Source organism: Geodermatophilus sp. CPCC 205761, assembly GCF_051383655.1.
Lineage (GTDB): Bacteria > Actinomycetota > Actinomycetes > Mycobacteriales > Geodermatophilaceae > Geodermatophilus.
Window position 1 is genome coordinate 127,791 of record NZ_JALPKQ010000002.1, and the last position, 12,450, is coordinate 140,240.

Annotated in this window: 10 protein-coding genes; 5 read left to right on the forward strand and 5 right to left on the reverse strand. The window is 74.1% G+C overall.

The genetic code is table 11. The features are described from left to right. Positions 1 to 4: 4 nt before the first annotated feature. Positions 5 to 448, reverse strand: coding sequence for a nuclear transport factor 2 family protein (locus MY526_RS02125; RefSeq protein WP_436689460.1), 444 nt, complete (start codon positions 446 to 448; stop codon positions 5 to 7). A 176-nt stretch (positions 449 to 624) separates the two neighbouring features. On the opposite strand from MY526_RS02125, the gene MY526_RS02130 reads away from it, so the two are divergent. Then, on the forward strand, positions 625 to 3,792 hold the full coding sequence (locus MY526_RS02130; RefSeq protein WP_436689458.1) for a M14 family zinc carboxypeptidase: 3,168 nt from the start codon (positions 625 to 627) through the stop codon (positions 3,790 to 3,792). Positions 3,793 to 3,851: 59 nt separating this feature from the next. On the opposite strand, the gene MY526_RS02135 is transcribed toward MY526_RS02130, so the two are convergent. Beyond that, positions 3,852 to 4,340, reverse strand: coding sequence for a hypothetical protein (locus tag MY526_RS02135; protein ID WP_436703136.1), 489 nt, complete (start codon positions 4,338 to 4,340; stop codon positions 3,852 to 3,854). A gap of 362 nt (positions 4,341 to 4,702) precedes the next feature. Between MY526_RS02135 and MY526_RS02140 the strand changes: the two genes are divergently transcribed. Continuing rightward, on the forward strand, positions 4,703 to 5,167 hold the full coding sequence (locus tag MY526_RS02140; RefSeq protein WP_436689454.1) for a hypothetical protein: 465 nt from the start codon (positions 4,703 to 4,705) through the stop codon (positions 5,165 to 5,167). Between the two features lie 228 nt (positions 5,168 to 5,395). Continuing rightward, on the forward strand, positions 5,396 to 6,673 hold the full coding sequence (locus MY526_RS02145; protein ID WP_436703137.1) for a hypothetical protein: 1,278 nt from the start codon (positions 5,396 to 5,398) through the stop codon (positions 6,671 to 6,673). 139 nt (positions 6,674 to 6,812) lie between these two features. On the opposite strand, the gene MY526_RS02150 is transcribed toward MY526_RS02145, so the two are convergent. Then, entirely contained in the window at positions 6,813 to 7,058 is a 246-nt protein-coding gene (locus MY526_RS02150) for a hypothetical protein (protein ID WP_436689451.1), read from the reverse strand. Between the two features lie 409 nt (positions 7,059 to 7,467). Here MY526_RS02150 and MY526_RS02155 point away from each other — a divergent pair, with 409 nt between their 5' ends. Then, positions 7,468 to 8,712, forward strand: coding sequence for a cytochrome P450 family protein (locus tag MY526_RS02155; protein ID WP_436689449.1), 1,245 nt, complete (start codon positions 7,468 to 7,470; stop codon positions 8,710 to 8,712). A 16-nt stretch (positions 8,713 to 8,728) separates the two neighbouring features. On the opposite strand, the gene lpdA is transcribed toward MY526_RS02155, so the two are convergent. Next, positions 8,729 to 10,132, reverse strand: coding sequence for a dihydrolipoyl dehydrogenase (lpdA, locus tag MY526_RS02160; protein WP_436689447.1), 1,404 nt, complete (start codon positions 10,130 to 10,132; stop codon positions 8,729 to 8,731). A gap of 80 nt (positions 10,133 to 10,212) precedes the next feature. Then, positions 10,213 to 10,818, reverse strand: coding sequence for a hypothetical protein (locus MY526_RS02165; RefSeq protein WP_436703138.1), 606 nt, complete (start codon positions 10,816 to 10,818; stop codon positions 10,213 to 10,215). An 88-nt stretch (positions 10,819 to 10,906) separates the two neighbouring features. Here MY526_RS02165 and hutH point away from each other — a divergent pair, with 88 nt between their 5' ends. After that, entirely contained in the window at positions 10,907 to 12,445 is a 1,539-nt protein-coding gene (gene hutH, locus MY526_RS02170) for a histidine ammonia-lyase (RefSeq protein ID WP_436689443.1), read from the forward strand. Positions 12,446 to 12,450: the final 5 nt, after the last annotated feature.

Below are 12,450 nucleotides of genomic sequence, written 5' to 3' on the forward strand. Positions count from 1 at the left end.
CCGGTCACGGGAAGAGCGGGTCCCGCTTCCAGAAGAGGTCGTGCCGGGTGATCTTCCCGTCGACGACCTCGGTGATGCTGACGCCTTCGCCCTCCAGCCGGTACGGCCGCTCGTTGCCGCCGCGGTCGGTGAAGGTCTTGTCCCTCGTGGTGCCGCTCGGCTCCCACACGGTGATGACCGCACCGGCGTCGGCGACCATCCGCCGGACGGTGAAGCGGAGGCCGTCGTAGAGGGCCTGGTACTGGCGGATGTGCTCCGCGAACGCGTCGGCGCCGCTGAGCCGCTCCAGCCCGCCCACCACGTCGGTGTCGGTCGAGAAGAACAGGCCGTCGTTGGAGACGTAGCCCTCGTCGATGATGTCGCTGACCGCCGCCGCGTCCGCGGCGTTCCAGCCCTCCTCGAAGAAGCGGCGGACGATCGCCTGCCGGGCGTCCTGCTCCACTGCCACTCCCCCCTCCGACTCCTCCGGACGCTAGGGCGGCGGCGTCACCGGAACGTCACGGCGCCCCCGCCGGCGAGTCGCCACGCCGGGAGTGCCCGCTGTCGCCTTGTGGCGCGAGCGCGAGGCGAGGACGCTGTGTCGCCTTCCCCGCCTCTCCCGCCTTTCCGCTCTGGACGGTCGACATGGCGCTCTTCACGGTCGGCACGGTGCGTACACGCGAGCGCGCTCCCCGCGGGCCGGTGCCCGCACTCGTCCCGGTCGTGCTGCTGGCCCTGAGCCTGCTGGCCGGTACCGCGCCCGCGGCGACCGCCGCGCCCTCGGCCGGCCACGCAGGCCCGGCCGCCTACACGGCCGAGCTGACGGCCGACCAGCTCGCCCTCGTGATGGCCAGCGGCGTCGAGCGCCGCGAGGTGCTGACCGCCCCCGGCTCGGCACCCGGCTCGATGCGGGTGGAGATCGTGCTGGGCCGGCGCGCGGCGGCCACGCTGATCGCGCAGGGGGTCCCGTTGCAGGCGCGCGCCGCGGCCGCCCGGGCCGCGGCCGCGACCGGCGTGTTCCGCCCGTGGAGCGGGGCGGGCGGGCTCCGGGAGGAGTTCGTCGCGCTGGCGGCCGCGCACCCCGACCTGGTGGAGCAGGTCGTCATCGGCCGGTCGGTCAACGGCCAGGAGATCCTCGCGTTCAAGGTGACGGCGGACGCCGGGCTGGTGCCCGACGGGCAGCGCCCCGCCGTGCTCTACGCCTCGGCGCAGCACGCCCGCGAGTGGATCACCCCGGAGATGACCCGACGGCTCATGCGCCACGTGCTGGACGCATCCGGCAGCGACCCGGAGATCCGCGGTGTGCTCGACCGCACCGAGCTGTGGTTCGTCCCGGTGCTGAACCCGGACGGCTACGACCACACCTTCACCACCGACCGGCTGTGGCGGAAGAACCTGCGGGACAACGACGGCGACGGCGCGATCACCGGGGTGGACGGCGTCGACCTCAACCGCAACTTCGCGACCCGGTTCGGCTACGACGAGGAGGGCTCCTCCTCGGCGCCGGAGAGCGAGACCTTCCGCGGTCCGGCCCCGGCATCCGAACCGGAGACCCAGGCCCTGGACGGCCTCATGCGCCGGATCGGCTTCGAGTTCCTCGTCAACTACCACTCCGCGGCGGAACTCCTGCTCTACGGCACCGGCTGGCAGGTGGCCACCCCCACGCCGGACGACGTGCTCTACGAGGCCATGGCCGGGGACGACGCGAACCCCGCGGTCGCCGGCTACGACCCGGACATCTCGGCCGAGCTCTACACCACCAACGGCGAGACCACCGAGCACGCCCAGCAGGTCTACGGCACGCTGGCGTTCACGCCGGAGATGTCGACCTGCCAGACGGCCAGCGGCGCCGACCCGGCGGACCCCTTCGAGCCCGACGCCTGCGCCAGCGTCTTCGAGTTCCCCGACTCCGAGCCGCTGGTGCAGGCGGAGTTCGCCAAGAACCTGCCCTTCGCGCTCGCGGTCGCCCGGTCGGCGCAGGACCCGTCCCACCCCGTCTCGGTCGTGGGCCGCACGGTGCCGGACTTCGTCCTCGACCCGTTCACCGTCTCCTACGGCAGCCCCCAGACGGTCGCCGTCACCGCCCGGCGCGACCTGCGCACGCTCGACCTGCGGTACCGCGTCTCCGGCGGCGCCGAGCAACGCGCTCCCGTGCAGGAGTGGGAGGGTGGCGAGCGCTACGGCGACGAGGGCGACGTCTACTACGCCGAGTTCCGCGGCGAGGTCACCGGTGCCCGAACGGGCGACACGGTGGAGGTGTGGTTCACCGGCGTGCGGCCCGACGGCGGTCCGGTGAGCAGCGAGCGGTTCACCTACACCGTGGCCCGGGAGGGCGGGGAGGTGCTCGTGCTGGCCAACGAGGACTACGAGGGCTACAACCCCGGCACCCCGGGTGCGGTCACCGCCCCCCGGTACGCCCAGCAGCACGTCGACGCGCTGACGGCGGCCGGCACGAGCTCGGCCGTGTGGGACGTCTCGGCCCAGGGCGTGCCGCACGACCTCGGGGTGCTCGGCCACTTCGACAGCGTCGTCTGGTACCTCGGCGACAACCGGCTGACCCAGGACGCCGAGGACGTCGTGACCGTGGTCCTGGGGGAGGAACTGGAGGACGCGGCGGTCGCCGAGCGCCAGCAGTTCCTGACCCTCGCCGTCCGGGACTACCTCAACGGTGGCGGCACCCTCGCGCTCACCGGTGAGACGGCCGCGTACCACGGCACGCTGGGCACGGCGATCGGCGGCATCTACTACGGCCTGGACGGCGCGCCGGAGCAGGACTGCGTGGTGACCGGCGATCCGTTCAGCGACTGCCTGCTGCTCGCCGACGACTTCGCGCAGTACTACCTGGGCGCCTACACCCGGTCGCCGCGGGCGGCGCCGCAGACCGTGGAGGCGACCGGGGTGCCGATCACCGGCACGAGCACGACGGTGCCCGGCACGCCGACCAACGCCGTCGACGAGGCCGGGACGTTCCTGCCGACCAGCGCCGTCCTCCCCGTGGCGCGCTTCCCCCAGTTCGCGAGCGCCGTGTCGGCCCTGTACCGGGGCGGGTCGCCGAGCAACCTGGAGACGTTCGAGGGCAGCTGGTTCGCCGCCGCGGCGCACGCCGACGGCGCCTACATGCGGCTCAGCCGCACGGTCGACCTCACCGGGGTCACCGCCGCGCAGGCGCCGGCGCTGGAGTTCGCGCTGTCCCACGACGTCGAGGCCGGCTACGACAACGTCATCGTCGAGGCCCACCCCGTCGGCACCGACGCCTGGACGACGCTGCCGGAGGCCGGCGGGCGGAGCGACACCACTCCGCCGGCGGAGTGCGAGTCCGGGGCCCTGCTCGAGCTGCACCCGTTCCTCGGCCACTACCTCACGGGCGGCGCTCCCTGCACGCCGACCGGGACCACGGGCGCGTGGAACCGGATCACCGGCACCTCCGCGGGCTGGCAGGAGGTCCGGTTCGACCTCTCCGCCTACGCCGGCGGGCAGGTCGAGGTGGCGATCAGCTACGTCACCGACCCGTTCATCGGCGGAGCCGGGGTGTTCGTGGACCGCACGCGGGTGACGATCGGCGGCACGGAGGTCGAGCCGGAGGCCTTCGAGACCGGCCTCGGGCCGTGGGCGACACCCGGCGCCCCGGCGGGCAGCCCGGGGAACGCCGACGACTTCCAGCGAGCGCAGTCACAGGTGGGGGCGGCGATCACCACCGACGACACCGTACTGCTCGGGTTCGGCATCGAGCAGGTGCCCGCCGCGGACCGGGTGACCCTGCTCGGGGGGATCGTGCAGCACCTGACCGACGCGACACCGCCCGTGGCGCGCTGAGCCGGCCCGCCGCCCCCGCGGAGGCGGACCAGGGACGCGTGCGCGCACCGCGGCACCGATCAGCCGGGAGCGTCGCGATGCAGGTCGGCGGTCAGGGCGTCGAGCAGCCGGCGGTGCGCCTCGGCCAGCGCCGACAGCTGCCGTCGCAGCCGGCGCACCTCGGACTCGAGGGCCTCGAGCCGGGCGGACGGCACCGGAGCGGACGGCACCGCGGCCGGCGCGGTGGGAGCCTCCCGCCCGGGCGCCGACGGCACCGGCTGCGGAACGGACGGGGTCGCCGGCGCGGAGGAGCGCGCCGCCTCCGGATCCCGCGGAGTCCGGGGCGGGGATCCTCCCGACGTCTCCGGGGAGCGCCGGGCCGCGCCCGCCGGGATCCGCCAGACCGTCCGCTGTCCCTGGAGCACCTGGTGCCCGGCGAGGGTGCCGGCCCGCAGCTGCGCCCGGATGGCGGCAGGGGTGACCCGGCGGAGCTGGGCCATCTGCTCGACCGTCAGGAAGTCCCCGTCGCCGCCGACGGCCGCCCCGTCATCGGCCGGCGGATCGGTCATGGTGCGCAAACCCCCTCGTCCACTGTTGCGCAACAGTCTTCCGCAGAGCCGTACCGGGAACAACGCGGCACAGCCAACCCCACAGCGTTTACGCAATGGACCAGCATTCGCCTCTTTGCGTAACTGGGGTCGATCGCCCTCCGACACCCTTGCGTAATACTCCCCTTCGTTGCGCAACTCGGGGACATCCTCCCCCGAGCAGCCGCGCGTGTGCGGACGGCTTCCGGGGTGAACCCCCCGAGTGGGACGAGAGCCGACCGGCACCGGTGAACTACCGGGACGGGCCCCGCGAGTCGCGCCGGGCTGCCCCGCGGCCCGTGCCAGGATGCGGGGGAATGATCAACGCGAGTCGAGGAGGTCCCTTGGCGACCAGCACCACGGCCCCCACCCGGGCCCGCCGCACCTCCCGTGAGCCGGGCTTCTACACCCGCGCACAGGTCGAGACCGACCTCGGGCTGACGGCGACCGAGCTGGACACCTTCGAGCGCGCCGGCGTCCTCGGCGCCGAGCAGCGCCGCAGCCGCGGGGACACCCGTCCGGTCCTGTACTCGACCAGCGACCTGGCCGTCGGCCGCTTCGCGATGGCCGCGCACCGGCTCGGTGTCCGCGGCGAGCAGCTGCGCCGGCTCAGCGACGCGCTGCGGCTCAAGCGCAAGCGGCTGCGGCCCGGCTGGAACGGTCTGGTCGTCATCGACCGGGACGGCGACGTCGAGCTCCTCGACGACCCGAGCGGCCTGGTGGAGTACCTGCGCGACTACCCGGAGCCGGTCGCCTCGCTGCTGGTGACCACGCTGACCGTGCCGGACGTCGTCACCGACGCCGCGTGATGCGGGCCGCCGTCGTCCCGAGAGGGACGTCGTGAGCTGACATCCCTCCAGAAACGAGACGTGGCACCAGCCCCAAGCTGATGCCACGCACGCCCGACGGACTCTGAGAGCCTGCGGAGTCGACACCACGAGGCTAGCAGTGGTCCGTCCGGGATGTCTTCGTTGTTCCTTCAGGACGCACGTGTCCGCTCCCGCGGTGCCGTGCGCCCTGCGCCCGGAAAGACGCCAATGACGCCCCACTCCGCTCCCCCGCGCCCGGGGGACAGCACGCCGACGGTCGCCCGGCCGTCGCTCGTCTTCGAGGTCACCAAGACCATCGCGGCCTACACCACAGACGGGCTCGCTCCCGGTGGCGGGCTGAAGGTGACCGTCATGCCCGAGGCCGCCCTGCAGCTGCAGAAGGCGCTGGGTGTCCGGTTGTTCTCGGCGCTGTTCACCCTGATCTGCATGGCCGGCGACGACGGCTTCCGGCTCGTCGTCGACACCAACGCCACGAAGCTCGCCGAGCAGCTGGGCTGCAGCCGGCAGAAGGCCGGCGAGCTGGTCACCCAGCTGGAGCAGGCCGGCTTCCTCGACCGCCAGCAGGCCCGCGGCGTGGGCGGGCGTCCCGACCGGTTCGGCCGCGGCCGGTACGTGCTCTGCCCCGAGCTGTACCGCGCGGTCGAACGCCGGCAGACCCTCACGCACAGTGACCGCCCGCTGGGTGACCCCTCCACCGTCGTCACGGGAGCTGACACCGGTGTCCCGACAGCCGGTGTCGGGAAAGCTGACATCGGGCCGACCGGTGTCAGCGAACCTGACGTCGGGCTGGAACCCGCAGGTCGCACCGGTGACAGGTTCTCCGACACCGGCGTCCGCAGTCACCGTCATGAGGATGGGATGAATGACGATCATTCATCCCTCTCGTCCGCCGACGCGCGGCTGACGCCGCCGTCGACCGGGTCTGCGCTCGACGGGTCCCGTCCGGCGATGCCGCCGGCAGCGACCGCCGTCGCCGGGCTGCCGATGGCCGAGGTGGTCGCCCTCCTCGGGCAGTGGGGCGTGTTCGACGCCGAGTCCGTAGTCCGGACCGCCGACCCGGACGTGCTCGACGCCGCCCTGCGGGAGATCTCCGCGCGGTTCTCCGAGATCAAGAACCCCGGTGCCTACCTGCGCAGACTGCTCGCGGGCGGGGGTCCTGCGGCGCAGCGGCCCCGGGCGGCGGACGCCGCTCCCCCGCCGGTGACCGCACCGGTGCCCCTGCCGCCGGCCGCCGTCGTGGGCCCCGTGGACGATGCGGTCGCTGCGGTGACCGGCGCGCGCCGGCTGCCGGAGCTGACCGGCGCGCAGCTCGTCGAGGTCTACGCGCAGCTGCCGGAGGACGCACGAGCCGCGGTCGACCGCGCGCTCGGCCGGATGGCGGAGGTGGCCGGCTCCGGGTGGTGCAACGTGCCCGGGTTGATCCGGCCCCGGCGGCTGTACCTGGTCGGGGTGCTGGAGCGGCTGGGGCTGCTGGACGCCGGCTGACCCGTCTCAGTCGTGTCCTCCGTGTGTGGACGAGAACCAGCCGTCGACGACGTGCTCGGCCACCCCGCGGCCGAGGTGCCGCCCGTCGTTCAGCCGACGCGCGGCTGGTCGAGCGTCGGTTCGCCGTCGCCCTCGACCGTCACGACCGCGTTGTGTAGACGGCCGTCGACACGAGGCCGAGGTAGAACTGCGCCACCGGCGCGGCCTTCTGGCCCTCGACACCGATGGTGCGCCAGGCGATCGCGTTCCAGGCGAGGACCACCCCCGGGTCCCGTGAGCCGCGCGGACCGTCGGGGTGGGCGGCCGCCGCGGGCGGAAGTCCGAGGAGGAGCAGGGCTGTCGCGACGACGACGCCGCGACGACGTGCAGGAGTGGAGCGAGCCATGGTGTTTCCCGATCCGCATCGTCGGTCGGAGGATGTCGGCCGGCAGCGCGGCCGGTCCGGTGCCCGGGTCGGCGGGTCGCGGGCGCCCGGGGGGCGAGTCTCGACGGCCTGGGGGTCGACCTCGGGGCGAGGTACCCCGGGCGACCGCCGGGGCGAGGTACCCGGGCGACCGCCGCGGCGAGCCCTGCGCGACGCGCTGACCGGTGCAGAGCCGGCGCTCCCCCACCGATCCCACGTCGCCGGACGAGACGTTCCTCCGTGCAGCGCGCGCGAGACGGTGCGTTTTCGGAACGATGGCTCTCCCGACCTGACGCGACCAGAGCCGTTGGACTCTGACCGGTCGTGGCCGCTGCGCGGGGCCGGCGCGGCGGGGGTTGTGCCGATCCCCACCCCCGAGGAGCCTCGGGCGATGGGAGACGCTCGATCAGGCGCCGTCCGGACCGCCGACGACGTGGTGGAACTGGACGCGGCCTTCTTCGCCGATCCGTACGCCCTCTACGCCCGGCTCCGCGCCGAGGGCCCGGTCGCGCGGGCGCGCACGCCGGTGGGCCTCCCGGTCTGGATCGTGACCCGCTACGACGACGCGCGGCGGGCGCTCAACGACCCGCGCCTGGCCAAGGACGCCACCGGCTTCGCCAGGGTGCTGGACCGGCACCCCGTGCCACCGGAGCGCCGCGCCGTGTTCGCCCAGGAGCTCGGCCGGCACATGCTCAGCTCCGACCCGCCGGACCACACCCGGCTGCGGAAGCTGGTGAGCCGGGCCTTCACGATGCGCGCGATCGCCGGGATGCGACCGCGCATCGAGGCGCTCGCCGCCGACCTCGCCGACCGGATGGCCGCCGGGCCGCCGGAGGTCGACCTGCTCGACGCCTTCGCCTTCCCGCTGCCCATGAGCGTCATCTGCGACCTGCTCGGGGTGCCCGACACCGAACGGACGACGTTCCGCCGGTGGTCCAACACCCTGCTGTCCTCCGACGGCACCGGCGCCGACCGCACCGCCGCGGGTCTGGCCATCGCGCAGTACCTCGGTGGCCTGGTGGCGGAGAAGCGGGCGCGGCCGGCCGACGACATGCTGTCGGCGATCGTCGCCGCCTCGGACGACGCCGACCGGCTCTCGGCCGACGAGACGGTGTCGATGGCGTTCCTGCTGCTGGTGGCCGGTCACGAGACGACGGTCAACCTGATCGGCAACGGCGTGCTCGCCCTGCTCCGGGCTCCCGACCGGCTCGCCGAGCTGCGCGCCGACCCCGACCTGGTCCCGCGCGCGGTGGAGGAGTTCCTCCGCTTCGACGGCCCCGTCAACCTGGCCACCTTCCGCCACACCACCGAGCCGGTGGAGATCGGCGGGTGCACCATCCCGGCCGACGAGGTGGTGCTGGTCGCCCTGGCGTCCGCCGACCGCGACCCCGACCGGTTCCCGGCCGCCGACGACCTCGACCCGCACCGCGACACGACCGGTCACCTGGCCTTCGGCTTCGGGCTGCACCACTGCCTCGGCGCACCCCTGGCCCGGCTGGAGGGTGACGTCGCGTTCCGGACGCTGCTCGCCCGGTTCCCCGACCTGGCGCTGGCCGCCGGGCCGGACGAGCTGAGCTGGCGCACCAGCATCCTGATGCGCGGGCTGACCCGGCTGCCGGTGCGACTCCGGGGCTGACCTCCGCGGGCGGACCTCAGAGGTTGATCATGTGGCCGGTCAGGCCGTGGAACGCCTCCTGCAGAGCCTCGCTGAGCGTCGGGTGGGCGTGCACGTTGCGCGCGAGCTCCGTGGCGGTCAGGTCCCACTTCTGCGCGAGCGTCAGCTCGGGCAGCAGCTCGGTCACCTCGGGGCCGATCAGGTGGCCGCCGAGCAGCTCGCCGTAGGTCTCGTCGGCGATGAGCTTGACGAAGCCACCGGGGTCGGCCAGGCCCTGGGCCTTGCCGTTCGCGGTGAAGGGGAACTTGGCGACCGTCACCTTCCAGCCGTTCTGGTCGGCCAGTTCCCGCGCCTGGGCCTCGGTCCAGCCGAAGCTGGCCACCTGCGGCTGGCAGAACGTGGCCCGCGGCATCATCACGTAGTCCAGCTCCTGGGTCTCCGCGCCCGCGATGGTCTCGGCCGCGACGACCCCCTGGGCCTCGGCCACGTGCGCCAGCATCAGCTTGGCCGTGACGTCGCCGATCGCGTAGGCGTGGGGGACGTTGGTGCGCATGTGGTCGTCGATCGCGATGGCACCGCGATCGGTCACGTCCACACCCAGCTTCTCCAGGCCGTAGCCGTCCACTCGCGGCCGGAACCCGATCGCCTGCATGACCTTGTCCGCCTGCAGGTCCCGGGTGCCCTTGGCGTCGGAGACGGTGACGGTGACGGTGTCCCCCGAGTCCTCGATCCGCTCGACCTTCGTGGAGGTCAGGACCTCGACGCCCAGCTTGCGGTAGCGCTTGGCGAGCTCCTTGGAGACCTCTTCGTCCTCCAGCGGCAGCACCCGGTCGAGGAACTCGACGATGGTGACCTTCACGCCGTAGTTGGCCATGACGTAGGCGAACTCGACGCCGATGGCCCCCGCGCCGGCGATGATCAGGCTCCGCGGGAGGTCCCGCGTCATGATCTGCTCCTCGTACGTGACCACCCGCTCCGACAGCGAGGTGCCCGGGAGCAGCCGGGTGGCCGCGCCGGGCGCCAGGATGACGTTGTCGAAGGTGACGTTCTCGAAGCCGCCCTGGGTCAGGGCCACGTGCAGGCTGTGCGGGTCGGTGAAGGTCCCCCAGCCGTCGAACTCGGTGATCTTGTTCTTCTTCATCAGGAAGTGCACGCCCTTGACCCGGCCGTCGGCCACCACGCGGCTCCGGTCGTAGGCGGCGCCGAAGTCGAAGGAGACCTCACCGTTGATCCCGAAGGTCTTCGCCTCCGTCGTCACCAGGTGGGCGAGCTCGGCGTTGCGCAGCAGCGCCTTGGACGGGATGCAGCCGACGTTCAGGCACACCCCGCCCCAGTACTTCTCCTCGACGACGGCAACGCTCTTCCCGAGCTGTGCAGCCCGGATCGCCGCCACGTATCCCCCAGGGCCCGCACCGAGGACGACCACGTCGAAATGAGGCATGCCCGGAGCCTAGGTTCGCGGCCGCGATCCTGCGCCCCGTGCGTGGCGCCGGACTCCGGTGGCCGGCGCCACGCCGGAGGTCAGGCGCGGTGCACGCGGTCCGGGTCGGTGTCCGCCCGCCGGAGCGCCGCGATCCGCTCGAGGGCGTAGTGGACGCCCGGGTAGGTCACCCACTGCTCGGTCGGCGTCGCCTCCTCGGGCACGTCGTCGTCGGCGGGCGGGCGCGGAACGGGGATGACCGGGCGGGTTCCGCGGGGGTCGCTGTCGCGCCGCCCGGCGGACGTGCTGGGCATCGTCATCGGGATCTCCTGTCTCTCTGTGGTGGGGCCCGGACCGACCCCGGGCGGAGTCGGGTGCGGGCTGCTCCCCCGCTGGGCGCGGGCGGTCGCCAGGGCCTCGCGGAAGCCGTGCGCGTACCAGAGCGGGGCGTTGAGCAGGACCCCGGTGGGGGCGGTCCCCGCTCCGGCACCCCAAACGAGGCCGGCGAACTCCTCCGGGTCGAGCCCGTGGCACACCGGCCCCGCCGCGGCCGGCTCGCCGTCCGGCTCGACGTCGACCGCCAGGCGCCCGTCCGCACGGCCCAGCGCGAGCGCCACCTCGAGGGCGTGCTGGTACGTCGGCTCCGGCGGTGTTCCGCCGGCAGGACGCTCGCCGGGTGCCACGCCGGCGGATGGGCTGCGGTCCATGCCATCAAGAGGCGGCGCGGGGTTCCGGTGATACAGCGCGGGCGGACAGGTCTAGGCGGCCCGGCGGTTCCGGTGTCCCATGGGCCCCATGTCCGCCGAACACGTGGTCGTCGGGACCGGCCCGGTCCGGCCCGAGGACGTGGTGTCCGTCGCCCGCGACGGCCGCGGCGTACGGCTGGACCCCGCAGCCCTCGCGGAGATCGCCCGGAGCCGCGCCGTCGTCGACGCCCTGTCCCGGGACGACCGGCCGCACTACGGCGTCTCGACCGGCTTCGGAGCGCTGGCCACCCTGCACATCCCGGTCGAGCAGCGCGCCCGGTTGCAGCGCAGCCTCATCCGCTCCCACGCCGCAGGCTCCGGGCCCGAGGTGGAACGGGAGGTCGTGCGGGCACTGATGCTGCTGCGGCTGTCCACCCTGGCGACCGGCCGCACCGGCGTCCGGCCGCAGACGGCGCAGGCCTACGCGGCGGCGCTCGACGCCGGCCTCACGCCGGTCGTGCACGAGTACGGGTCGCTCGGGTGTTCCGGTGACCTGGCCCCGCTGGCCTCCGTCGCGCTCGCCCTGATGGGCGAAGGGCGGCTCCGGGACGACGCGGGTGCGCTGCGCCCGGCCGCGGAGGCGCTGCGGGCGCACGGCATCGATCCCGTCCGGCCGGCCGAGAAGGAGGGGCTGGCACTGGTCAACGGGACCGACGGGATGCTCGGGATGCTGGTCCTCGCGCTCGCCGACCTGCGCCGGCTGCTGACGACCGCCGACGTCGCGGCGGCCATGAGCGTCGAGGCCCTGCTCGGCACCGACGCCGTCTTCGCCGCGGACCTCCAGGCGCTGCGGCCGCACCCGGGGCAGGCGGACTCGGCCGCCAACCTGCGCCTGCTCCTGCGCGGCAGCGGCGTGATGGCCAGCCACCGCGGGCCCGAGTGCACGCGCGTCCAGGACGCCTACTCGCTGCGGTGCGCCCCGCAGGTGCACGGCGCGGCCCGCGACACCGTCGCCCACGCCGCCGCGGTCGCCGACCGCGAGCTCGCCGCCGCCATCGACAACCCGGTGATCACCCTCGACGGCCGGGTGGAGTCCAACGGCAACTTCCACGGCGCGCCGGTCGGCTACGTCCTCGACTTCCTCGCGATCGCGGCCGCCGACGTCGCCGGGATGAGCGAGCGGCGCACCGACCGCTTCCTCGACGCCGCGCGCAGCAACGGGCTGCCGCCGTTCCTGGCCGACGCACCCGGGGTCGACTCCGGGCACATGATCGCGCAGTACACGGCGGCCGGGATCGTCGGCGAGCTCAAGCGGCTCGCCGTGCCGGCCAGCGTCGACAGCATCCCCTCCTCCGCGATGCAGGAGGACCACGTCTCGATGGGCTGGGCGGCCGCCCGCAAGCTGCGGCGCGTGGTCGACGGGCTCACCCGCGTCCTCGCCGTCGAGGTCCTGACCGCTGCCCGGGCCCTGGACCTCCGGGCCCCGCTGCAGCCGGCCCCGGCGACGGCCGCCGTCCGCGACGCGGTCCGCGCCGCCGGCGTCGGCGGTCCCGGACCGGACCGGCACCTCGCACCGGAGATCGAGACCGTCGTCGGCCTGGTGACCGACGGGGCCCTGCTCCGGGCCACGGGACTGCCCCTGACCTGACCCCG

What these genes read in the sequence shown, in the direction of transcription:
- MY526_RS02130 (WP_436689458.1), top strand. Translation starts at nt 625, where the DNA reads ATGGCGCTCTTCACGGTCGGCACGGTGCGTACACGCGAGCGCGCTCCC.
- MY526_RS02165 (WP_436703138.1), bottom strand. Translation starts at nt 10,818, where the DNA reads ATGGACCGCAGCCCATCCGCCGGCGTGGCACCCGGCGAGCGTCCTGCC.
- MY526_RS02150 (WP_436689451.1), bottom strand. Translation starts at nt 7,058, where the DNA reads ATGGCTCGCTCCACTCCTGCACGTCGTCGCGGCGTCGTCGTCGCGACA.
- MY526_RS02145 (WP_436703137.1), top strand. Translation starts at nt 5,396, where the DNA reads ATGACGCCCCACTCCGCTCCCCCGCGCCCGGGGGACAGCACGCCGACG.
- hutH (WP_436689443.1), top strand. Translation starts at nt 10,907, where the DNA reads ATGTCCGCCGAACACGTGGTCGTCGGGACCGGCCCGGTCCGGCCCGAG.
- MY526_RS02155 (WP_436689449.1), top strand. Translation starts at nt 7,468, where the DNA reads ATGGGAGACGCTCGATCAGGCGCCGTCCGGACCGCCGACGACGTGGTG.
- lpdA (WP_436689447.1), bottom strand. Translation starts at nt 10,132, where the DNA reads ATGCCTCATTTCGACGTGGTCGTCCTCGGTGCGGGCCCTGGGGGATAC.
- MY526_RS02135 (WP_436703136.1), bottom strand. Translation starts at nt 4,340, where the DNA reads ATGACCGATCCGCCGGCCGATGACGGGGCGGCCGTCGGCGGCGACGGG.